Annotated in this window: 18 protein-coding genes; 13 read left to right on the top strand and 5 right to left on the bottom strand. The window is 61.8% G+C overall.

Annotation, left to right across the window (positions count from 1 at the left end):
- Positions 1–46: 46 nt before the first annotated feature.
- From AAAV21_RS03485 to AAAV21_RS03440, 10 genes are all read left to right on the top strand, one after another.
- A complete protein-coding gene (locus AAAV21_RS03485) occupies positions 47–1,540 on the top strand; it encodes an FMN-binding protein (protein ID WP_349107501.1) in 1,494 nt (497 codons plus the stop codon).
- On the top strand, positions 1,533–2,006 hold the full coding sequence (locus AAAV21_RS03480) for an FMN-binding protein (RefSeq protein WP_349107499.1): 474 nt from the start codon (positions 1,533–1,535) through the stop codon (positions 2,004–2,006). The genes AAAV21_RS03485 and AAAV21_RS03480 overlap by 8 nt, the downstream gene beginning before the upstream one ends.
- Positions 2,006–3,043 carry a 4Fe-4S binding protein gene (locus tag AAAV21_RS03475; protein WP_349107496.1) on the top strand — a complete coding sequence of 346 codons (1,038 nt, stop codon included), beginning with the start codon at positions 2,006–2,008 and terminating at the stop codon, positions 3,041–3,043. Before AAAV21_RS03480 ends, AAAV21_RS03475 begins: the two co-directional genes overlap by 1 nt.
- Positions 3,044–3,132: 89 nt before the next feature.
- Positions 3,133–4,206 (top strand): FAD:protein FMN transferase, encoded by a 1,074-nt coding sequence (locus tag AAAV21_RS03470; RefSeq protein ID WP_349107495.1) that lies wholly within the window; start codon positions 3,133–3,135, stop codon positions 4,204–4,206.
- Between the two features lie 8 nt (positions 4,207–4,214).
- Entirely contained in the window at positions 4,215–4,628 is a 414-nt protein-coding gene (locus AAAV21_RS03465; protein ID WP_349107494.1) for a NusG domain II-containing protein, read from the top strand.
- Between the two features lie 9 nt (positions 4,629–4,637).
- Complete coding sequence (locus tag AAAV21_RS03460) at positions 4,638–5,789, top strand: Gx transporter family protein (protein ID WP_349107580.1); 1,152 nt, start codon at positions 4,638–4,640, stop codon at positions 5,787–5,789.
- Positions 5,762–7,318: a CbiQ family ECF transporter T component gene (locus tag AAAV21_RS03455; RefSeq protein WP_349107491.1), complete on the top strand. Its 1,557-nt coding sequence runs from the start codon at positions 5,762–5,764 to the stop codon at positions 7,316–7,318. Before AAAV21_RS03460 ends, AAAV21_RS03455 begins: the two co-directional genes overlap by 28 nt.
- A gap of 93 nt (positions 7,319–7,411) precedes the next feature.
- A complete protein-coding gene (locus AAAV21_RS03450) occupies positions 7,412–8,497 on the top strand; it encodes a carcinine hydrolase/isopenicillin-N N-acyltransferase family protein (protein ID WP_349107490.1) in 1,086 nt (361 codons plus the stop codon).
- A 140-nt stretch (positions 8,498–8,637) separates the two neighbouring features.
- A complete protein-coding gene (locus AAAV21_RS03445; RefSeq protein WP_349107488.1) occupies positions 8,638–9,717 on the top strand; it encodes an ATP-dependent 6-phosphofructokinase in 1,080 nt (359 codons plus the stop codon).
- A gap of 459 nt (positions 9,718–10,176) precedes the next feature.
- A complete protein-coding gene (locus AAAV21_RS03440) occupies positions 10,177–11,097 on the top strand; it encodes a helix-turn-helix domain-containing protein (protein ID WP_349107485.1) in 921 nt (306 codons plus the stop codon).
- Positions 11,098–11,595: 498 nt separating this feature from the next.
- Here the strand turns inward: AAAV21_RS03440 and AAAV21_RS03435 are convergent, their stop codons facing one another.
- Positions 11,596–14,361: an ABC transporter permease gene (locus AAAV21_RS03435; RefSeq protein ID WP_349107483.1), complete on the bottom strand. Its 2,766-nt coding sequence runs from the start codon at positions 14,359–14,361 to the stop codon at positions 11,596–11,598.
- Positions 14,362–14,366: 5 nt separating this feature from the next.
- On the bottom strand, positions 14,367–15,068 hold the full coding sequence (locus AAAV21_RS03430) for an ABC transporter ATP-binding protein (protein ID WP_117635686.1): 702 nt from the start codon (positions 15,066–15,068) through the stop codon (positions 14,367–14,369).
- 307 nt (positions 15,069–15,375) lie between these two features.
- Between AAAV21_RS03430 and AAAV21_RS03425 the strand changes: the two genes are divergently transcribed.
- A complete protein-coding gene (locus AAAV21_RS03425; RefSeq protein ID WP_349107480.1) occupies positions 15,376–16,611 on the top strand; it encodes a chloride channel protein in 1,236 nt (411 codons plus the stop codon).
- Positions 16,612–16,817: 206 nt separating this feature from the next.
- On the opposite strand, the gene AAAV21_RS03420 is transcribed toward AAAV21_RS03425, so the two are convergent.
- The 3 genes from AAAV21_RS03420 to AAAV21_RS03410 form a co-directional block, all read right to left on the bottom strand.
- Entirely contained in the window at positions 16,818–17,396 is a 579-nt protein-coding gene (locus AAAV21_RS03420; RefSeq protein ID WP_271748100.1) for a methylated-DNA--[protein]-cysteine S-methyltransferase, read from the bottom strand.
- 454 nt (positions 17,397–17,850) lie between these two features.
- Positions 17,851–18,876: an aspartate-semialdehyde dehydrogenase gene (locus AAAV21_RS03415; protein ID WP_349107477.1), complete on the bottom strand. Its 1,026-nt coding sequence runs from the start codon at positions 18,874–18,876 to the stop codon at positions 17,851–17,853.
- Positions 18,877–19,048: 172 nt separating this feature from the next.
- Complete coding sequence (locus tag AAAV21_RS03410; protein ID WP_349107474.1) at positions 19,049–20,437, bottom strand: aspartate kinase; 1,389 nt, start codon at positions 20,435–20,437, stop codon at positions 19,049–19,051.
- 103 nt (positions 20,438–20,540) lie between these two features.
- Here AAAV21_RS03410 and thrC point away from each other — a divergent pair, with 103 nt between their 5' ends.
- Positions 20,541–22,058 carry a threonine synthase gene (gene thrC, locus AAAV21_RS03405; protein WP_349107473.1) on the top strand — a complete coding sequence of 506 codons (1,518 nt, stop codon included), beginning with the start codon at positions 20,541–20,543 and terminating at the stop codon, positions 22,056–22,058.
- Between the two features lie 201 nt (positions 22,059–22,259).
- The gene (gene thrB, locus AAAV21_RS03400) at positions 22,260–23,141 is read left to right on the top strand and encodes a homoserine kinase (protein WP_117563865.1); all 882 of its coding nucleotides are present in this window, start codon (positions 22,260–22,262) and stop codon (positions 23,139–23,141) included.
- Positions 23,142–23,309: the final 168 nt, after the last annotated feature.

The raw sequence follows: 23,309 nt of genomic DNA, 5'->3' as shown, positions 1-23,309 counted from the left end.
GGCTGCGGGCCTTTTCTCATACTCGACCACGGGAGACCACCCACAAATGGACAACTACCAACCCAAGCACTCAAAAGCCAAGGCGCTCGGCCACGGCCTCGCCACGGCAGGCTTCATCGTGCCCTCGATCGCCGTGGGCGCAACCGTAGCCCTCGTGGTGTCCCAGTACACCCCGCTCGTGGCCAAGACGGTCGCCGCCACGCCCGCGCAAGAGGCCGCAGGCGCCGACCTCAAGACCGTCGACACCTCCAACGTCCAGAAGGAGACGGCAACGCCGGCAACCGAATCGCTCGACCCCTCGGTCTATGGCATGGACGCCGCAAACCTCAAGGACGGCACCTATGAAGGCACAGGTACCGGCTTTAAGGGCAGTATCACCGTGCGCGTGACCATCGCGGGCGGCAAGATCGTGGCAATCGACATAGTGTCGTCTGCGGACGACCCAGCCTACTTTGGGCGTGCCCAGGCTCTCACCCAGTCGGTGATTAGCGCGCAGTCGACGTCGGTCGACACTATCTCGGGTGCCACGTATTCATCAAAAGGCCTGCTCATGGCCATCAAAAACGCACTGGTCAAGGCATCGGGCGGGCTTGCCGAGGCTGTTGCCCCCGCCCCTGCGGCCGGCGGCTCCTCCAATAAGCCCCACCACGCCATCGACCCCTTCACGCCCGCCGGCGGCTACGCAGACGGCGTCTACACCGACTCCGCCTGGGGCTACAGCGAGGACACGCCCGTCAGCGTGCGCGTGACCATCGCGGACGGCAAGATCGCCAACATAGAACTCGTGAACACGGGCGACACGCCCGAGTATTGGAGCCGCGCCTGGAACGCGCTCCCCGGGCTCGTCATGCAAAAGCAGAGCGTCAATGTCGATACCGTGACGGGTGCCACGTATTCGAGCGAGGGCATCCTGGGCGCCATCCAGGGCTGCCTTAAGCAGGCCGCAGCCGGCACAAAGGACCCCGAGCCCGCGCCCGGCCCCGATCCCGCGCCCAACCCGGACCCCTCGCCCGACACGCCAGACGAGGTCCACTACGCCGACGGCGACTTTACAGGCTATGCCCTCTGCAAAAACGAGGAGGACGAGGAAGCATTCAGCCCCTACTACGTCAAGCTCACCGTCACCGTTAAGGACGGCAAGGTTACCGGCATCCACGATATCGAGGGCGTGGGCGGCAAGCCCGATGAAAGCCTCTCCGAGGCCCTTGATCCCTTTGACGAGGATAACGAGCCCTACCTCGATAACGCCATCAACGGCCGCACCTTCCGCGGTACCGTCTACACCGGCATCCCCGAACAGCTGCTCGCGGGCACCGAGGCCGGCAAGATCGACGTGGTGGCGCGCGCCACCTACTCCAGCCGCGCCATCGCCAACGCCTACGCCGACGCCCTCGCGCGCTCGGCCGCGGCCTATAAGGACGCGAACGACAGCAAGGGCGACAAGGCGGACGCTTCTGACAAGACAAACGCCCCCGATGAGCCTACGGCCAACCCGACCGCCGCAAGCGGGGTCACCGAGGAGGCTGGCGCCCATGCGTAACCCGTTTGCCCTCCTTGGGCGCCACCTCTGGCGCAACCGCAATTTCTATCTCAAAGCCGTCAACGCCGCGGCCGTCGTCGCCATCGTGGCGGGCTACAGCAGCTGGGCCGCCCAGGCGGCAGAGGCCGACGCCCGCACCCAGGCGGAGGCTGTCCAGGCCGAGCGCTCGCAGACGCGCGGGGCCTATGCCACCGACGGCACCTTCGAGGGCAGCGCCCAGGGCTACGGCGGCACTGTCACCTGCCGCGTGACCATCGAGAACGGATACATCGAGAGCGTCGAGGTCACGGACCACGCCGGCGAGACCCCCGCCTACTTTGCGCAGGCCGAGGGCCTCACGCAGATCATCTGCGACGCCCAGGGAACCAACGTCGACACCGTCTCGGGTGCCACGTTCTCGAGTGCCGGCATCCTAAACGCCGTCAACGCGGCGCTTGAGCAGAGCAACGCCGGAGGTGCGCAGTAATGGCCAGGACTGCATCCGCCAAGGCCCGCGGCGCAAAGCGCCCCGCGGGAACCCTTGAGAGCTTGCGCAACGGCGCAAACGTCATCGCGCACCCCAAGAACAAGATGCAGGAGCGCCTGCGCCGACAGTACCTCCATCGCGGCGTGCGCTGGTGCGTACAGCTCGGCTTTCTCATCTGCTTCCCGGCCGCCTGGAACGCCGCCTTCAACGGCGTCAAGTACATCTTCACGCAGCTCGGGAGCCATGCGTCCATCGAGCTCACCGGCTTTTTATCCCTGCTTTTGGCCCTCTTGGCCTTCACCTGCGTGTTCGGCCGTTTCTTCTGCGGCTTTGCCTGCGCCTTCGGTACGCTCGGCGATATCGTCTACGCGCTTGCAACCCCGCTGCGCCGGGCACTCCGCCTTGAGGGCAAGGGCGCGCACCGGCTCCCCGCGGGCGTGCAGCACGCGCTCCAGCTCGTCAAGTACGCCGTCCTCGCGGGCATCTGCGCCCTCTGCGTGATGGGTATCTGGCCCCAGGTCTCGGGCGCGAGCCCCTGGGTCGCCTTCGCCGGCATCACCGCGCGCTCGCTCGAGGGCATCGCGCCCACGGCCTTTGCCGCACTTGGTGCGGTCATGGTTGGGATGGCCCTTGTCGAGCGTTTCTTCTGCCAGTTCCTCTGCCCTTTCGGCGCCATATTCTCGCTGCTGCCGGTGTTGCCGATCTCGCTTTTCAACCGCCGCCGCGAAAGCTGTGCGCGCGGTTGCAACCGCTGCCAGGACAGCTGCCCGGTACGCATCCACCCCGAGCGCGCCGACCTGCGATCGGGCGAGTGCATCGCCTGCGGGCGCTGCGCCGATGGCTGCCCCATGGCCAACGTGACGCTCGCCCGGCCCGACGGCTTTAAGCGCGATCAGGCAACCGACAATGTCAGCGAGCTCGCGCAGGGCAACACCCGCAAGCGCCCGCCCGCAGGGCCCGCCATTCGCGGGACCGAGGTTGCGCTCACGCTCGTCAAGGCTGCCATCCTCGCCGCGCTCTGCCACCTGCTCATGTAGGGCACGCGCACCCGCAGCCCGACGCCCCGTCAGCACCGAGTCGTGCAGGCGCAGGCTCATCCGTAACGCCACCGACCAGAAAGCTCGCCATGATCCAGACCCCCCACACCATCGACCGCCGCACGTTTATCGCCCTCGCAGGCGGGGCCCTCGTCTCTTGCGCCGGTGCACTTACCGGCTGCTCGGGCACGCAGGGCGGCTCGGGCTCTGCAGCCGCGTCCAAAGCGGGCTCCGCGGGCTCCGACAGCTCGCCCAAGGTGCAGAGCACGACGCTCTTTGTCTTCGACACTGTCGTGAATATCAGCGCCCAGTGCAGCAAAAAGGTCATGGACGAGGTCGCCGGCCGCTGCACCTACTTTGAGAACAAGTTCTCGCGCACCGTGGAGGGCTCGGATATCTGGAACATCAACAATGCAGGCGGCAAGCCCGTGGAAGTCGCGCACGAGACCGCCGAGGTCATCGAGGCAGCCATCCGCTATGCCGAGGAGTCCGACGGGCTCTTTGACATCACCATCGGCGCCGTCTCGAGCCTCTGGGATTTTGACAACGAGGTCAAGCCCGCAGATGAGGACATCCAGGCGGCACTCCCCCATGTGGACTATCGCACCATCTCGGTCGACGGCACCACCGTCACCCTCGCCGACCCCCAGGCCAAGCTCGACTTGGGCGGCATCGCCAAGGGCTACATCACCGACGACCTCGTGGCGCTCTTTAAGAAGCGCGGCGTCGGAAATGCCTCCATCAGCCTGGGCGGCAACGTCTACGTGATGGGCAAGAGCTTTGACGGCGACGCCTGGAACGTGGGCGTGCAAGACCCCAACGGCGCGCAGGACGACGTGCTCGCCACCGTCAAGACGCGTAACCGCTCCCTTGTGACGAGCGGCCTCTATGAGCGCGGCTTTGAGCAGGACGGCACGTTCTACTACCACATCCTCGACCCCAAAACGGGCTACCCCGCCGCCACCGACCTCAAGAGCGCCTCGATTATGACCAAGAAATCCGTGCTTGGGGACGCCTACTCTACCATCCTGTTTTTGCTCGGCCACGACCGCGCCATGGAGCTCATCGAAAGCGATGAGCGCTTTGAAGGCGGCGTTTTAGTCGATATGGACGATCGCGCCACCAAGAGCGACGGCTCGACGTTCAAGATCTTGCAGGACTAGGAGCCATGATGGTCAAGCGCAAAGGTGCGCGCGATGGGCGCGACAACAAAAGACTCAACCTCATCCTGGTTTTGGCGATAGCGGCCGTCGCATGCGCCGGCTTAGCCGCCACGCGTCTGATGGGAGCAAACACGAACGCCGACACGGCCACAGTCGTCATCCGCGATGGAGAGCAAAACGTCTACGAGCTTCCTCTGAACCAGAACACGACCAAGACCGTTACAACCGACTTGGGAACCAACCTCATCGAAATCAAAGATGGACGCGTGCACGTCGAGAAGGCAGACTGTCCCAACCAGGATTGCGTGCACCAGGGCTGGATTGACGCTGCCGGGCAGCAAATTGTCTGCCTTCCGCACAAACTCACCGTCGATATCGTCGACGAGAGCGCCAAGACCACCTACGACGTAGTGGGGCGCTAATCCGTGGAGATGGTCGATATCGAGCACGCTCGCCGCCTGGCGCGCGTTTCGCTGTTGTGCGCCTGCGCATTGGTACTGTCCTATCTGGAGACCATGATTCCGCTGCCCGTCGCGGTGCCCGGCATTAAACTGGGCCTTGCCAACGTGGCCGTAGTCGTCGCGCTCTATACACTCGATGTCAAAAGCGCCGCCGCCGTTGCGCTCGTCAAGGTCTTTGCATCGGGCTTTTTGTTTGGCTCGCCCATGATGCTCGCCTATAGCCTGGGCGGCACGGTCCTCGCCTTTATCGGCATGGTCGCCCTTGCCGCCATGCCGGGTGTTGGCTTGGCGCCCGTGAGCATGCTTGCCGCCGTGCTGCACAATGTAGGCCAGCTAGGCGTTGCCGCCATGGCGCTGCAGACCCCGGCAGTCTTTATCAACCTGGGCGTTCTGGGCGTTGCCGCCTGCGTCACCGGCGGCATTACGGGCGCGGTGGCAGAAGGTGCGCTCGCCGGTATTGAGCAAACCGATGACACACGTCCCTCCGTCGATTGCGCTGCACTTGCCGCCAATATCGTGGCAGGAGAGCGCATCGCCTTTGTCGGCACCAACGGCAGTGGCAAAAGCACCTGTGCACTCGAGCTTGCGGGGCTGCTCAAAGATGCAAACGGGCCCGCTATGCGCGTGCAGGGCACCGTAGGCCTTGCTTTTCAGGATCCCGATAACCAGATCGTCGCTCCAGTCGTGCGAGACGACATCGCCTTTGGACTCGAAAACCGCGGTGTCCCCCGCGACGAAATGCGTTCAGAAGTCTTGCAGGCACTCAACGAGCTTGGCATTGTCGAGCTTGAGCAACGCGATGTCGCCACGCTCTCGGGCGGCCAAAAACAACGCGTGGCAGCGTCGGGATTGGTTGCGCTCACCCCTTCGCTCATGATTTTTGACGAGACGACCGCCATGCTCGACGAGACCGCCCGCGAGGCCGTCAATGATCTCATCGATCATCTTTGCCAGCGCGATGTTGCCGTGATCCAGATCACGCAGTTGCTCGACGAGGTCGCGCGCGCCGACCGAGTCGCCGTCTTCGAGGCGGGCGCCATCGCATACCTGGATACCGTGCAAGATCTTGCCGACCAGCGCGATCTGCTCATTCGATGCGGCCTGGAGGAACTGTGTCGTTAACCTGCTCAAACATAACCGTCCGCTATCCCGAAGCAGACGCCTGTACCCTATCTCATGTTTCGTTGGAAATTAGGCCCGGCAGCGTGATCGGTATCGCAGGCACCTCTGGCTCCGGCAAGTCAACGCTGCTGCGTGTCCTTGCCGGAGCGCTTGCCGTGCAGGCGGGGTCTGTCGTGGCGGACGGCACCGCGCTTGGCACACACCCCACGGCGGATGAACTTCGTACGTACCGCAAAACCGTGGCACTCGTGCAGCAACGCCCCGAGCAGCAGTTTTTTGCCGCCACGGTCTTTGACGAGGTGGCGTTTGGCCCCCGCAATCTTGGACTGGACGAAGCCGAGGTCAAGCGACGCGTTGGCACATCGCTCGCCAGCGTCGGGTTTGATCTCGCCGCTATCGGCGACACAAGCCCCTTTGCCCATTCTGGCGGAGAGCAGCGCCGTATCGCCGTTGCCGATATGCTTGCGCTCGAGACACCGTATTTGCTGCTCGACGAGCCCAGCGCTGGACTCGATCCCCGCGCCCACCGGCTGCTGCTCGAGCGCTTGGCTCAACTCGCACGCCACGGCCGCGGCATTGTAATCGCCACGCACGATTCGCGTGTGCTGAGCATCTGCGACAAGGCCTTTCGGCTGCAGGACGGCATGCTGCTGCCGCAAAGTTCCGAGGGCATCCAGGTGACATCCGTTGGCGTGACGGCCGCACGTCCCGTGGAAACCGGACATACCCCGTTGGCGTCCAAGGCGGTCTCATTTGGCATCTTTCGTCCGGGGTCAAGCCTCGTTCACCTGCTGCACCCCGCCACCAAGCTTGTATTCTGCATGCTCTTTATGATTGCCGGCTTTATCGCCCAGCAGCCCGGCGCCCTTGCCGCCGTCGCGCTCACCGCATTCGCCTCGCTCGCCGCAAGCGGCAGCTCGATGCGTCAGGCACTTCGTGCCCTCAGGCCATTTCGCTGGCTTATGGGGTTTGTCCTGGTCTTCAACGCACTCTTTACGGCATCGGGGACTCTGCTGCTGCAGGCGGGACCCGTGCAGATCACCTCGGGAGGTCTGCTCTTTGGCGCGCTCTGCGTGCTGCGTTTTGCCCTCATTATGCTGGGAACGTCGACGCTCATGGCGACCACCTCCCCCACTGCACTCGCCGATGGCGCCGCGGCGCTTCTGAGGCCCCTCGCCCGTCTGGGCCTGCGCACCGACGATGCCACTATCGCCATTCAGCTCACGCTTCGTTTTGTCCCCGTGCTTATTGAGGAATTCAATCGCATCAAGGCCGCTCAGGAAGCACGGCTGGCGCGTTTTGACAGTCCCTCGCCTCTGCAGCGTGCACGTGCTTTTATCCCCGTCATCACGCCCTTGTTTAGCAGCGCGCTGCGGCGCTCCGACACGCTCGCGCTCGCTATGGTCAACCGCGAATATGGAACGCGCCCACCTGTCAGCAGAACCTGTCTGCGCGACTATCGCTTTAATCGGGCAGACCTTGCTGTTCTGACGCTCGGATGCTGCATCGTTGCGATTGCGCTACTCTAGGGCTCGGCATGCCATGCCACTCGCCGGAATGCGGCATGTGACCTGCATGTCGTTTGCGATAATGCCTATATCAATGCTTCGAGAGGAACCGTCATGAAGCCACGTAACATTGCCATCGCCTGCGGTGTCGCGGGAGTCGCCGTCGGCCTTGCCGCTGCCACCGGTATCGTTTATCGCAAGCAAATCAAGTCCGTCGCGTCGCTCAAACGCTTGACCGACTATGCGGATGGCTATGACCTGTACGCAATCGACATCGCCTACGACTACGACCTCGAACGCATCATCGCCGTCGATGCGCGCGACGACCAGGCCTACATCGATGCCGTGGTGGCGCAGGTGCTGCCTGGTGTGCCGGCACATGTCCAGGCGCCCCAGTTTGCCTGCAGCGCTTTTGTCGCCGTAGATGCCGAAGGCCGCGTGCGCACCGGTCGCAATTACGACTTTAAGGACGACACCTCGGCGCTGCTGGTGCGCAATCACCCGCGCGATGGCTATGCCTCCATCGGGTTTGCTGCCCTTAACAACCTAGGCGCCAACACTCCACTTGGCTCCGTCGCCGGACGCGCCGCGGCCTTGATGGGCCCGTTTGCCCAGCTCGACGGCGTCAACGAATGTGGCGTGTCCATTGCCGTGCTCACCCTGGATTCCAAACCCTGTGACCAGGACACGCAGCGCCCCGTCATCAATACCTCGCTCGCCATCCGCCTGGTACTCGACCGCGCCGCCACCACGCAGGAGGCCGTCGACCTGCTTTCTGCCTACGACATGCACGCCATGGCCGGACGCGACTACCACTTCTTTATCAACGACGCCGCCGGCGACGCGCGGGTGGTGGAGTGGGATCCGCGCGATCCGGACCGCGCTTTCAAAGCAACTCCTGTACGCCAGGTTACGAACTTCTACGCCTGCTATGGCGACGAAGTGCTTCCCAACCAAAAGAACGGTGAGCTGGGCCATGGCAAGGAACGCGCCATCGCCATCGCCGATGTCCTCGACGCCCATACCGGCGCCCAAGATGAGGCAGTCGCTTGGAAGGCCCTGCGCGCTGCGGCGCAAGAGCCCAATCCGGAAGACATCACCAGCAACACGCAGTGGTCGGTCGTCTTCGACAACACCGAGCCCGCTGCCGCCATCACGCTGCGCCGCCACTGGGGTGACGTCGACGCCTTCGCGCTGTAAGGAGCTGGCACCGTCGTCCTTACGCTCGCCTGACGTTGCTTACATTTCTATACATTTGAGCTAACACGTTTTACCTCCGCATCAACAGTGTGCGGGGGTAAACTTATGCGCATGTTACAACTTGCCCGGAAGGATTCATCATGCTCAGGATCGGTCTTCTTACCAGTGGCGGCGACTGCCAGGCGCTCAACGCCACCATGCGCGGCATCGTCAAAACGCTCATGACCAATAGCGAAGAGCCTATCGAGATCTACGGTTTTGAGGACGGCTACCAGGGCCTTATCTACAGCAGGTTCCGCGTCATGTCGCCCGCCGATTTTAGCGGCATCCTCACCCGCGGCGGCACCATCCTGGGCACGAGCCGCACACCGTTCAAGCGCCTGGATGTTCCCGAGGCCGATGGCGTCGAAAAGGTGCCGGCGATGGTCCACACCTATCATAAGCTGCAGCTCGACTGCCTGTTTATGCTGGGCGGCAACGGCTCCACCAAGACCGCTAACCGCCTGCGCGAAGAGGGCCTCAACGTTATCGCCCTGCCCAAGACCATCGATAACGACACCTGGGGCACCGAGCTGACGTTTGGCTTTACGAGCGCCATCGACGTCGCTACCAAGTGCATCGACGACATCCACACCACCGCCTCGAGTCACGGCCGCGTGTTCGTTATCGAGATCATGGGCCACAAGGTTGGCTGGATCCCGCTGTACGCCGGCGTCGCGGGCGGCGCGGATGTCATCTTGATTCCCGAGATCCCTTACGACATGGATAACGTCATCAAGACCATCGAGCATCGCATGGAAACCGGCAGCCGCTTTACGATCGTAGCCGTCGCCGAGGGCGCCATCTCCAAGGATGACGCGGCACTGTCCAAGAAGGAGTACAAGAAGAAGCTCGCCGAACGCACGAGCCCGTCAATCGTGTACGACATCGCCAAGGAGATCGAGGCCAAGACCGGCCGCGAGACCCGCGTCGCCATCCCCGGTCACACGCAGCGCGGCGGTCAGCCCGATGCCCAGGACCGCATCTTTGCGACCCAGTGCGGCGTCGAGGCAGCGCTCGGCTGCCTACGCGGCGAGTTTGGCTACATGATTGCCCTGCGTGACGGCAAGATGTGCCACATGCCGCTCGAAGAGGTCGCTGGCAAGCTCAAGTATGTCGATCCCCAGAGCGATCTGGTACGCGAGGCCAAAGCGTTGGGCATCAGCTTCGGCGACGAATAGCCTCGGCTGGAACTGCTCTCATCGGAGGCCCCAGGGCCTACCTCCCAAATCGTCCTCGGACATGTCAGGACCCCGCCGTGCGCTTCGCGCGGCGGGGTCCTTCCGTCCTGCGGAAAGATTTGGGAGGTAGGCCCTGGGGCCTCCTGCGGTAACTGGGGAGGCCGAGGCTATTCGTCTTCTTGCTGTGGATGCCTGGCCTGAAATTAAGTTGCGGTGGAATAGTTCCTGCTTAGCCCGCAAATGGCTGAATCTAGGAACTATTCCACCGCAACTTACTGAGCGGGGGCTCTTGGCTGCTACTTGCACTGACATTTGTCCTAAAATGGCTGGTCGCTAGGGGTTGCTACCGGTAGTTGCGGTAGGGTTGGGGCAGATTCTAACTAGAAATGGTGGTCGCTACCGGTTGTTCTCGGCATACTCGGCTCATTCGATTACGGTCACCACATGAAAGGAACTGCTATGGATCTTGCAATGGCACAGCGGCTCGTTGACCGCCGCAAGGCTGCCGGGCTTTCCCAGGAGGCGCTTGCTGCCCAGCTGGGCGTAAGCCGCCAGGCTGTTAGTAAATGGGAGCGCAGCGAGTCCTCACCCGATACCGATAACCTCATTGCGCTCGCTGCGCTGTATGGCGTGTCGTTGGACGAGCTGCTATATGGGGAGGCAGCCAACGATGCCGACGACCTGGAGGACGGTGGCGCCGACACCGAGACGGCGAATGTGGCTGACGAGGCTGAAGATTCTGCCGAGCACGCCGATTGCGGCGACAAACCACTTGTCGATATTTCCCTCGCGCGCGGTATCCACGTCATTGATCCCAATAAAGGCGAGGAAGTCCATGTTGGTTGGAGCGGCATCCATGTGACCAACGAGCGCAAGGGCGAAGAGGTGCATGTGGGGCCGGGCGGCGTGCATATCGATACGCTTGAGGACGATGGACATAGCGTGCGCACCAATGACGACGGCACCGTCACCATCGACGGCGAGACGTTTTCCAGCTGGAAGGAAGCACACGACAAGCTCGACCATCATGGCAAGCATTTCCACACCAAGGTCGGACGTGCATGGAACAAGTTTCCCTTTCCCGCAGTGGTTGCCCTCGCCTATCTGGCGCTTGGCATCATCTGTGGCGCATGGTCCATGGGGCTCTTCCTCGTCTTTTTGATTCCCGTTTACTACGCGATTGGTGACTTTATCGATCGGCGCCACCTGTCTAAGCTGATCGAGGTCATCTACCCGGCAGCCGCCATCGCTTGGTTCCTCTACATGTGGCTCTGTTTAGGACAGCCCCATCCTGCATGGATCATCCTCATCACGATTCCCATCGTAAAGGCGCTCATGCGCTGGTGTCGCAAACAATGGAAGTGCCGCAAACAGGCCTAAACCGCCCCAACCAGCCAGCGCCACTCATCCAACACCGCCCGCCCTTTCCAAGTTGCGGTGATATAGGGGCTGTTTTGAGGCTCCAAAGCGCCAAACAGTCCGTATATCACCGCAACTTACAAACAACTGGGTCAGTTCCGGCACGGAGATTAGCATTGAGCTGACCGCGCGCCAAGAAAAGGGCCTATTTACTACGTTTAACTCGAGAGGACCGACCATACCCGCCTTTTCCGAAAAATGGCAAGCCCTCTACCTGCGGTTTTAATTTCATAATCTTTGTCATGGTCGAGGGTGTGGTAGCAAACGTAGTAGATAGGCCCGTTTTGTGGCATACGACCCATTCAAGCCCAATCTCGAAGGCTAAAGAGAGCCTCTCATCCACGCCTGCGGGCAAAAGATAGCAAAGCATAGCAAAGCAACGAACGCCGGGTCGCCCGTAGGTGCCCGGCGTTTGCCATGATAAAACCTGCCAAAATAAACCTGTCCCTTTTTGGCAGGTTACTCGGCACTCTTGAGGGCACCGACCATGTCAATCTTGTTGAGGGTACGGTTGGTGGCGAGGTTGACGATAAACGTAAAGCCAAAGGAAAGCACCACGGCGAGCACGTAGCTTAGCGGCTCGACTTCGACGTCAAAGTACAATGACGGCATCTGCAAGATGTACGTAAAGCTCTCGGCCAGCGCACCACCCAGCGGTACGCCCAGCGCGGCTCCGATCGCCGTAAGAATCAACGTCTCCTTGTTAACGTAATGGTGAACCTCGCCACGGCGGAAGCCCAGCACCTTGATGGTCGCCAGCTCGCGTTCGCGCTCCGAAATATTCGTATTAGACAGCGTAAACACCACCACAAACGACAGGCACGCCGCCATAAAGGTCACGAGCACCACGACCGAATTGATAATCGTAAAGTTCGCCTCATAGTTTTCCCAATGCTCGGCCGTACTCGAAATTGTGAGCCAACCGTCACTCTTAAGCTTCTTGCTAAACGCAATCTGGTCAGCCGACGAACCCTTAAGCAGCACAAAGACGCCGTTAAGGCGTGCACTTCGACCGAACGCGCGCTCATAGGTGCCCTGCGTCATGTAAAGCGTGTTGCCCAGATAGTTGAGCGAGATGTCGCTGACTTTGACCTTGGCAACATTGAGCGACGAATCCTGGACGTGTGCCGTATCGCCCGGCTTGATCCCCAGCACCAGCTGAGAGCTCTTGCTCAAATACACATCCCCGTCACGCAGGGCGAGCGGTTCTTTGGACTCGTCCTCTAGGCGCACGTAGTCGTTCAGGTCGTTCGTGCGGTCATCGGGCACCACGATCAGCTGCACGGTCTCGCTCTTTCCGCCGAATGTAAAGGTAACGTTGTCGGTCATAATCGGCAGCGTCGAAGTCACAGTCACGTTGGAATCATTGGCCGCGCCGCGCTCATCCAGTGCCGCACACGTCTGCGAAAAATCGTCGGGATTGGCGACCGCCAGCAAGTCATAGCGCGTGATATGCCCGTACTGTTTGGGCGAAAGCGCCACCGACGTGTCGCGAATTCCCATACCGCAAATCACGAGCGCCGTGCAGCCGGCGATACCGAAGATGGTCATAAAGGCGCGCTTTTTGTAGCGGAATAAGTTGCGTGCAGCGACCTTGTTCAAAAAGCTCATGCGGTGCCAGATAAAGCCGATGCGCTCGAGCAGAATGCGCGAGCCGGCGCGCGGGGCCTTGGGGCGCATGAGCGAGGCAGGGGTCTCGGCCATCTCGTGGCGGCAGGCGATAATCGTGGCTCCCACCACGCCCACGGCAAACAGCGCCACCGAAACGATCGAGGACACGATGTCGTACGAAAGCAGCATCTGGGGCAGCGAGTACATGTCGTCGAACACCGTAAACAAGAACAGCGGCAGACCCACAAATCCGATGATGTTGCCGAGCACGCCACCGATCAGACACGCCCACAGCGAGTAGTCCACATATTTGGACAGGATACGCCCGCGTGAATAGCCGAGCGCCTTGTACAGGCCAATAAGCGTGCGCTCCTCCTCGACCATGCGGGTGGCGGTGGTGAGGCTGATAAGCACGGCGACGATAAAGAAGATGAACGGGAACACCGTGGCGATGGCCTCGATCGAAGAACTATCGCTCTCGACGCTCGAGTAGCTTGCGATATTGCCGCGGTCCTGGATGTACCAGGTGCATTCGCCCAGGTCAGAGAGCTCGGCGCGGGCATCGGCAAACTGCTGGTCGGCGGCGGCGCGGCGCTGGTCCAGGTCGGCTTGCGCCTGCGCACGCTCGTCGCTGCCCTCGGCCATGCGATTGATGTTGTCCTGCTCGATCCCAAAGACCATATTCGCCTGACGCTCAGCCGCGTCCAAGCTCGCCGGTGTGTCGACCGTCAGCTCCTGAGCGCGCGCCTTCTCACGCTCCTCGCGGATCTTCTCGATATTGCCCTTGACCTCATTGATCTTTGCCGAGTAGGCATCCGAATAGGAATTGAGGCTCTTGGCTCCCTCGACGACCACGTGGACAGCGGAGTAGGAAGAAGATGTCGCGGCATCCTCGCTCACGTAGAACTTGTAGTCCGCAGTCGAAGCAGCGCGAAAGGCGTTGACTGTCGAGTCGGAGCTCACGTCGGTAGGATCGAGAACCTCGGCCGTGATGGTGTAGTCCCCATCGGCAAACTGGTCCTTGGCGCTTTGGTTCGACGAGCTCGCATCGTTGGCGGCAAAGCTCACCGTATCGCCGATTTTCTTGCCCGAAGCCTTCAAAAAACGTGAGGTCACTGCCACTTCGCCCGAAGTCTCGGGCAGCTCGCCGCGTACTAGCACCGGTTGGTCAATATTCTCTTTGGAGAGGCTCTGTACGACGACACGCTCGCGCGTCGTACCCACGGCGGTATAGGCGGTCTCGGTATAGATGCCCTCGGCCGTCTCGACGCCATCGACCTCTTGGATCGCAGCAAGATCGTCATCGGTCAGACCATAGGTCGACTGCACGTTAATGTCATAGACATTCTGCTGGTCAAAGTAAGCGTCAACCGAATCACACAGGTCCTCGCAGCCCGCCTTAAGGCCGCACATCACGCTCACGCCAAGCGCAGTAATCACGACGATAGACAAGAAGCGTTTGAGGCTGCCGCGAATCGTGCGGTAGATGCCACGGCGAAAAACCATCGGCACCATATCGTTTGAGCTTTGGGCAGTACGGTAGGTCGTAAAATCCTGCTCGCGCTCCGCGTTCTGCGCGTCGCGGCGCTGACTGTTTTGGCGGTCCTGGTCCATGGGCGCTACCACTCGATCGTCTCGATAGGCACGGGATTTTGCTGGACCGTCTCGCTCTCCACGCGACCACTCTTAAAGCGGATCAGGCGGTCGGCCATGGGCGCAAGCGCGGAGTTGTGCGTGATGATGATGACCGTAATGCCCTGCTTGCGACAGGTATCCTGTAGCAACTGCAAGATCTGCTTGCCGGTTTTGTAGTCGAGCGCGCCCGTGGGCTCGTCGCACAGAAGCAGCTTGGGATTCTTGGCCAGCGCGCGGGCGATGGACACGCGCTGCTGCTCGCCGCCCGAAAGCTGCGCCGGAAAGTTGGCGAGGCGCTCACCCAGGCCAACCTGGCGAAGCGTCTGTTCGGCATCGAGCGAATCGGGGCAGATTTGCGCCGCGAGCTCGACGTTTTCGAGCGCCGTCAAGTTGGGGACCAAATTGTAGAACTGGAAGACAAAGCCGACGTCGGCGCGGCGGTATTCCACGAGCTGCGCCTCGTTCGCGGAGCTCACGTCGCGCCCGTCCACCGTCACAGTGCCGGAGGTCGCCGTGTCCATGCCGCCCAGAATGTTGAGGGCCGTGGTCTTGCCGGCGCCCGAAGCACCCAGAATGATGGCGAGCTCGCCGCGCTCGACCGTAAAGCTCGCGCCGTCGAGCGCGTGGATGCGGGCGTCGCCTTCGCCGTATGCTTTGATGACGTCTTTGAATTCGATATAGGCCATCGATTAATTCCCATCTGGTCGGATAACTCTTTAGTATTACCCATTTCCCACCTACCAAAAAGGGACAGGTTTATTTTGGCAGGTTTTATATGGGGAAACGAGGAGCGCCGGGAGGCGTCCAGCGCAACCATTTGACCCAAACCGTGCTCACCGCTATGATGCCGCTGCGGAATGAATGTCTCCGCTGGGTGCGCTAGCTAAGCTGTCGCGTCGCCCTAAACCGCCTTGTTGCTGATGACTTCTGCTGTTACGTGATGTCCCTTGGGTATCACGCCGCGGCAGGAGTCTTTTTTGTTTTGGAGGAGAAGTGTCGGAAAGCAGCGCATCGAGCAGAATTAAACGCCTGGTCAACACCTATAGCGGCCTCGTGCTTATGGGTGCCGTCGGAATCCCTATCGGCGTTATCGTTGGTGCCATCTGTGCCCTCTTTGGACGCGTGCTCCTGGCGATTGGCGCCTTCCGGGACGCGCACGTCGCGCTTTTGCTCCCCTTCCTCGCTCTTGCAGGCCTTGCCATCGCGTTTGCCTACCGCACGTGGGGCAAGGGCACTGACCGCGGCATGAGTCTGGTGTTCGACGTAGGCCACGGACGCGAGGACGCCATCTCCCCGCGTTTGGTGCCGCTCATTATGCTGAGCACGTGGGGGACGCACCTCTTTGGCGGCAGCGCGGGACGCGAAGGCGTGGCCGTGCAGATCGGCGCCACCGTCTCGCATTGGATCGGCCGACGTCTACCCTTCCGAGACCCCGGCAACACGTTTTTGCTCATTGGTATGGCCGCTGGCTTTGCCGGACTCTTTCGAACGCCGCTCGCCGCTACGGTCTTTGCTGTCGAGGTGCTGGTCGCCGGACGCATGGAATACCACGCGTTGTTTCCCGCGCTTACGGCTTCGATTGCCGCAAGCATGACCTCGGGCGCCCTGGGGCTCGAGAAGTTCGAGGTCGCCGTTACCGCCTCGTATGCGCTCGACCTCCCCGGTCTTGGACGGCTGGCGCTGTTGGGTATCGCGTTCGGTATGGTCGGTGGAGCTTTTGCCTGGTGCCTTGCCCATGCTAAGACCCTTGCAGCGCGGCTGCTCCCCAGCCCTTACACACGCGTTGCCGTTATGGGCCTTGCACTGTCAGCGATTCTGTTCGTGCTGTGGCAGGGGCGATACTGCGGCCTTGGCACCAACCTGATATCGGCGGCGCTCGACGGTGACGGCAAGCTCGCCATCATGCCTTGGGACTGGGCGCTCAAATTCACACTCACCATCGCCACGCTTGCCGCGGGTTATCAAGGTGGCGAGGTCACGCCGCTGTTCTCCATCGGAGCCAGCCTGGGTGTCGTACTCGCCGGGATTCTCGGCATGCCCGTCGAGCTCTGCGCCGCGCTGGGATACTCCGCCGTCTTTGGCAGCGCCACCAACACGCTACTCGCACCCATCCTTATTGGCTGTGAGGTCTTTGGCTTTGGCAACTTGCCGATGTTCTTTATTGTCTGCGTCGTGGCTTATCTGTTCAACATGGATAAGTCGATCTATGCCTTGCAAGAGCGTGCGTAGAAAGATGTCCAAGCAGGTGGTCTCAACCGGAAACGGCGTCCCACTCTGAGGCTATATTCCGGGACACGGTTTCCGCTTGGGAAGCCATTCGGAAAGCGTGTCCCGCTTTAAAACGGAATTCCGGGACGTGGTTTCCGTCTGAGCCTCCATTCGGAAAGCGTGTCCCGTTCTTTCACGGCATCTTGGCTATGCAAAGTGCCCTGGCGTTACTCCTCGTACGCGCCCTCAAGCCGAAGCAGCCACTCCTTGCGATCGAGGCCACCGGCATATCCGTTGAGCGACCCGTCAGCGGCAACCACGCGATGGCACGGCACGATAATCGAAATGGGATTACGCGCAACCGCAGCCCCCACGGCACGCGGGGACACAACGGGAGCCTCATTTCCCGGCACACGATGTCGAGCCGCAACACGCTGAGCGATCTCGCCATACGTAGCAACCTCGCCACGCGGGATAGAAAGCAGCTCAAACCAAACCTCGCGCTGAAACGCCGTGCCAATCATATGCAACGGCGGCGTAAACCGAGGCTCCTGCCCCGCAAAATAAGCATTCAGCCAAGCCCAAGAACGCTCAAGCACCGAAGAAGCCGCACCATTTGCCGGACTCACCGAAGACATCCCACCGGTACCAGAAACCGCATCGGCACCTACGACATACTCCGCATCCTCTTTGAGCAGTGTAGAGCCAAAGTGCTCCTGCCCCTCAAACCAAAGCCCCGTCAGACCGCGGCCATCAGCGGCAAGCAGGATTTCGCCCAAAGGCGAGGCAAATGTCGTCGTGACCACCAGCGGCTCCTTTCAAAACTCCGCACCATAATACCGCGAATTGTGCAGACAACCCCAATCGACCCCAAAGTCACCCAAGGCAGCAGGCGCGACAGCGCCGCAGCTGCCGCACGACCCCACAGTCCCCGCAGGCAGCAGGCGCAGCGCGCCGCAGCTGCCGGCCGCGCCCCAAAGTCCCCCAAGGCCGAAGGCGCGCAGCGCCGAGGCCGCCGCCGGGACCAGGGCCCGCAACAACCACGTGCCCCCACATCAGCCTAGCGGCCCCAACCAACAACGGCCCCATCGCAGGCAGCTCGCAGCAGCGTCACCGCAGGCGGGGGCCGGGCTTGGTTTTCAGAACACTCCGCAGACCAGTGTGGCGCCTTGTCCGCGGCTCCGAAGGAGCAGGACAAGGCGCCACACATGGTCGAGGACGTTCTGAAAACCAAGCCCGGCCCCCGCCGGACAGGTCCCACTACTCGCAGAGCAGCTTGGCGATCTGGACGGCGTTGGTTGCCGCGCCCTTACGGATTTGGTCGCCGCAGCACCAGAAGGTGATGCCGCGCGCAGCCTCGGGGTTCGAGATGTCGCGGCGCACGCGACCGACCCAGATCAGGTCCTGGTCGGAGGTGTCCATCGGCATGGGGAAGCGGTCGTGCGCATCCTCGGCGCTCATGTCGTCAACCAGCTTGACGCCGGGAGCGACAGCCAGCGCAGCACGGGCCTCCTCGACCGTAATATCGCGCTCAAACTCGAGCGTAATGCTCTCGGAATGCGAACGCAGCACGGGCACGCGCACGCAGGTGCAGTTCACGCGCAGTTCGGGCAGATGCATGATCTTGCGGCCCTCGTTTTGCAGCTTCATCTCCTCGGAAGTAAAGCCTTCCTCCTTGACGCCGCCGATCTGCGGAATCAGGTTGCTCGCCAGCTGGGCGGCAAATGCACGCGGCTCGGGAATCTCCTCGCCGCGGCCCAGGGCGGCCAGCTGAGCCTCGAGCTCGGCCATACCGGGGGCACCGGCGCCCGAAGCCGCCTGATACGTCGAGACGATCATGCGCTTCACGCCGGCGAGCTGATGCAGCGGCCACGTGGGAACCAGGCCGATGATAGTCGCACAGTTGGGATTGGCGATAAGGCCATGGTGCCACTTGATGTCGTCGGCATTGATCTCGGGCACGACCAGCGGCACCTCGGGATCCATACGGAAGGCATGGCTGTTGTCGACCACGACGGCGCCGCGCTTGACGGCCTCGGGCAGTAGCTCCTTCGCGATGTCATCGCCGGCGGCTCCAAGCACAATGTCACAACCCTCAAAGGCCTCGGGACAAGCCTCTTCGATCACGATCTGCTCGCCGCGGAACTCAACGGTCTTGCCCGCAGAGCGCGCGCTCGCCAGCAGCTTGAGCTTACCGACCGGAAACTCCTGCTCGTTGAGGCACTCGAGCATCTGGGTGCCCACAGCTCCCGTCGCGCCCAAAATAGCAACCGTGTACTGTTTCATGCTTCCCCCTTTAAAGGTTATGGCTTTTGCCCGCACGCCAAGCAGGCCGATTATTGTTGCCAGTGTATACAAGAACGGGGCGGGCACGAAACCCGCCCCGTCGAAACGAAACCGAAACGAAACGCCCCGCCGTAGATTTATGAGACATGCCCATAAATCTACCGAGCCGTCGCTACTTTTTGAGCGCGGCCGAGGCGGGATCGACCGGTGCGGGAGCCTCCAGGTCGGAGACCCTTACAATACCGTTTTCATCGGAGAAGGCGCGGTAGATGGTCTGGATCGCCAGATCGAAGTCCTTCTCCTCCACGCCGATGATGATGTTGATCTCGTCGCAGCTCTGCGAAATCATACGCACGCTCACGCCCGCCTGGCCAAGCATGCCAAACAGGTGGCCCGAGATACCTGCGCGGCCGCGCAGGTTGCGGCCAACGGTAGCGATAAGCGCCAGGCCCTCGACAACCTCGATCTCGAGCGGCTCGACCTCCTGCTGAATATCGCCCACGAGCGAGTACAGCGAGTCGTGCACATCCTGCTCCTGCACCACGGCGCCAAAGCGATCGACACCGGTGGGCATGTGCTCGACGGAAACGTCATAGCGCTCGAACACCGAAAGCGCGCGGCGCATAAAGCCGACACGGGGCTTGGTGCGGTCGCGGGCAACGTTGATGGCGATAAAACCGCGCTTGCCGGTCACGCCGGTAATGATGGGCTCCGCCTCGCCCTCATCAGCCGTCTCGCTAATGATGGTGCCGGGGTCCTGCGGCGCATTGGTGTTCTTGATGACCAGCGGAATGCCTGCCTCGCGCACGGGGAACACGGCCTCCTCGTGCAGGACGCTTGCACCCATGTACGAAAGCTCGCGCAGCTCCTCGTAGGTAACGCGCGCAATGGGCTGAGCCTCGGGTACGATGCGCGGATCGGCAGAATAGAAACCCGAGACGTCAGTCCAGTTCTCATACAGGTCGGCGCCCAGGCACTTAGCCAGAATCGAGCCGGAAATATCGCCGCCACCACGGTCGAGCAGCTTGATCTGCCCCTCACGCGTCGCGCCGTAGAAACCGGGCATAACAAAGCCGCCCTGCTGACCGTACTCCTGCACCAGCTCGGCGGTGCGGTTCATGCTGAGCGTACCGTCGTGATGGAACGCCACAACCGTCGCAGCGTCCAGGAACGGCAGGCCCAGGTACTCGGCCATCAGGCGGGCGGTGAAGTACTCGCCACGGCTCACGAGCTCCTCGGTGGAGTAGCCACCCGAGCGAGCGCGCTCGGCAAAGGCCGCGAACTCCTCGCGGATGGGATAGGTGAGCTCCAGCTCGTCAGCGATATCAAAATAGCGCTGCCCAATGTCCTCGAGCAGCTCCTCGCACGACACGTGGTACTTGACGTGCGCGTTAACCAGGTAGAGCAGGTCGGTCACCTTGGTGTCGCCCTTAAAGCGACGACCGCAGGCAGAAACCACCACAAAACGACGGGCAGGATCGGCATCGACGATGGCCTTGATCTTCTTAAAGTGTTCGGCGTCGGCGACCGACGAGCCGCCAAACTTGGCAATCTTAATCATGGGCTGGAGGTTACCTTTCTAAAAGCCTCTGCAAACCTGTTTTGCGCGCTCTGATACCATGGTTTCACCGATTGGGACCAAGGCATCCGAGGAGCAGTGTTATATGGGAACTTATCATAGTACACGAGGACGCACTTTATCGTGCTCAAGTAAGGTGGCAATCCGTACCGGCATCGCTCCCGACGGGGGTTTGTTTGTCTCGGACGAGCTCGGCACCCAGCAGGTCGATATCAGCTCGCTTGCAGATAAATCGTACTTTGAAATCGCTCAAGATGTGTTGGGAATGTTACTGAATGATTACACAGCCGAAGAAATTTCGGCGTGTGTCGACGAGGCATACCGCGGCACGTTCGCGAGCGAAGAGGTCACGCCGCTCGTCAAACTCGACGCCGCACCGGGCGCCGACGCCCCGCAAACCTATGTGATGGAGCTCTTTGGCGGCCCCACGAGCGCCTTCAAGGACGTCGCCCTGCAGATGCTCCCCCGCCTGATGGCCCGCACCTCTGCCAAGGACGGCGGCGCCGAGCGCATCATGATCGTCACCGCCACGTCGGGCGACACGGGCAAGGCAGCACTCGCCGGCTTTGCCGACGCTCCGGGCACGGGCATCACTGTCTTTTATCCCGAGGGCAAGGTCAGCCGCGTCCAGAACCTGCAGATGTCCACGCAGGAGGGCGACAACGTCGCCGTCTGCGGCATCCGCGGCAACTTTGACGATGCCCAAAGCGCCGTCAAGCGCATCTTTGCCGATAAGGAGCTTGCCGAGCGCCTGGAGGCCGCTGGCACCGTGCTTTCGAGTGCCAACTCCATCAATGTCGGCCGCCTGGTGCCGCAGGTCGTCTACTACTTTGCCGCCTATGCGCAGCTGCTGCGCGCCGGCGCTATCGAGGCTGGCGACGCCGTAGAGTTCTGCGTGCCCACCGGCAACTTTGGCGATATCTTGGCCGGCTACTACGCCAAGCGCATGGGTCTGCCCGTCGCCAAGCTCGTCGTGGCGAGCGACAAGAACAACGTGCTGGCCGACTTCCTGACCACCGGCGTTTACGACCGTAACCGCCCGTTCTACACGACCATCTCGCCGTCGATGGACATCCTCATCAGCTCCAACCTGGAGCGCATGCTGTACTTCCTGTCCGATGGCGACTGCGAGCTTGTTGCCGGCCTTATGGAGCAGCTGGCACAGACTGGTCGCTATGAAGTTCCCGCCGAGCTGCTGGCCAAGATCCAGAGCGTCTTTGGCTGCGGTTGGGCCAGCGAGGACGAGGTCCGCGCTGCCATCAAGAGCTGCTGGGACGCGAACGGCTACGTGATTGACCCGCACACCGCTTGCGGCTATCACGTCTTTGAGCAGGTCGCTCCCGCCGAGGACGCCAAGGCCCGCGTGCTGCTTTCGACCGCCAGCCCCTACAAGTTCCCGCGCGCCTGCTGCGACGCCCTGGGGCTCAACGTTCCCGAGGACGACTTTGAGGCCATGCGCGTGCTCGAGCAGGCAACCAACACGGTCGCCCCGACCCAGCTCGCCGAGCTCGAGTCCAAGCCCATCCGATTCGAAGACGTCTGCGACGTAGCCGACATGGCCAACTACGTAGAGCAGGCTGCAAAAAAGATGGCCAGCAACTAGATCCCTTATAAGGCGCCGGCGAAAGCCGGCGTACCTTCTTTTATCAGATACCCACCGGGATGATGACGAACTGACATGCGGGTCTGCCTGTTTAGTTCGTCGCGAGTTCCGCACGAGCCGGAAAGCACTTAATGTGCTTTCCGAGCGAGCCAGGACTGCCCGAGCAGCGAACTAAACAGGCAGACCGCCCAGGAGATTCCCATGATCAAGATCACCGTCCCCGCCACCAGCGCAAACCTAGGCATCGGCTACGACACCCTCGGCATGGCCGTCAGCCTTTACTCGCACTTCACCTTCGAGCGCGCCGACAAACTCACCATCACGGGCTGCCCCGAAGAGTTCCAAAACGAGAACAATCTGGTCTACGTGAGCTTTGTCGATGCACTGGCCGCATGGGGCGAGCCGGCGTTCCCTGTCGCCATCGACATTCAAACCGACGTTCCCGTCGCTCGCGGTCTGGGCTCTAGCTCCACCTGCGTCGTCGCCGGCATCATGGCAGCCGCCGCGCTGACAGGCCACACCGTCGACCGTGCTGAGCTCGTCCGCATCGCCACCGAGGTCGAGGGCCATCCCGATAACGTCGCCCCCGCTATCCTGGGCGGCGCCGTCTGCTCCTTTACGCCGACCGATTCGCTCCCCCAGTGCCTGCGCTACGAGGTGAGCGATCGCCTGCGTTTTATTACCGTGATTCCGCCCTACGAGGTACACACGAGTGAGGCGCGCAAGGTCGTGCCGCAGGAGATTCCACTCTCCACCGCCGTATGGCAAATGGGCCGCATCGCCGGCATGACGCGCGGCCTGGAGACCGGCGACCTTGACCTGATTGCCGCCGCCAACGACGACCGCATCCAGGAGCCCTATCGCCGCCGCCTGATTCCCGATTACAACGCCGTGCGCGACACCTGCCTTAACGGCGGCGCCAAGACCATCTGGATCAGCGGCTCGGGCTCGACTCTCATGGCTGTAACCGATGACACTATCGTAGCCAAGTTCCTGCAGGTCAAGCTGCGTGAGCAGTTCCCCAAGTGTGAGACGCATATTCTGACGTGCGACACGGAGGGCGCCCAGATCGAATACCTGTAGTCGCCGTCCCGTATACCCGCCGGGGAGGCCAGGGGCTTTGCCCCCAAATCGTCCTCGGACATGACAGGACCCCCGCCGCACTTCGTGCGGCGGGGGTCCTGCCGTCCTGCGGAAAGATTTGGGGGCAAAGCCCCTGGTCTCCCCTACGTTAACTTCGTTGGCGGCGGC

This window comes from Collinsella sp. CLA-AA-H302 (assembly GCF_040093305.1).
Lineage (GTDB): Bacteria > Actinomycetota > Coriobacteriia > Coriobacteriales > Coriobacteriaceae > Collinsella.
This window is presented reverse-complemented; position numbering and strand designations above follow the sequence as displayed.